Source organism: Chromobacterium fluminis (assembly GCF_011602385.1).
GTDB classification, from domain to species: domain Bacteria; phylum Pseudomonadota; class Gammaproteobacteria; order Burkholderiales; family Chromobacteriaceae; genus Chromobacterium; species Chromobacterium fluminis.
Window position 1 is genome coordinate 1 of the sequence record NZ_JAAOMA010000158.1, and the last position, 255, is coordinate 255.

Annotated in this window: 1 protein-coding gene; it reads right to left on the reverse strand. The window is 62.4% G+C overall.

All coding sequences use genetic code 11. From position 1 onward, the window contains the following. Nucleotides 1-255: transposase domain-containing protein (locus HA052_RS27305; protein WP_206119087.1), on the reverse strand; the 255-nt coding region annotated here is incomplete at both ends.

Consider the following 255-nt stretch of genomic DNA (forward strand, 5'->3'; position numbering starts at 1 on the left):
CACCAAAGTGCTGGCGATTTTCCGGCGTGTCGGAGGTTCGGAGGGTGCTGCCATCGATGGCATAACGGGCTAACCCACGCCAAGTGCGTCCGCGTCGCTGCCGTTCATCCCAAGCCCCGGCGCAGAGTGTGAAGAGTTGAGCCAATGGTTCTTCTCCGAGCCGCTGTCGTGCCTGGGTCAAGGCGCTTTTGGCGATGTCGGGGTTAGCCTCGTCGGGCAGCACCAAATCGAGATGGGCAGCGACTTCCGGGATGG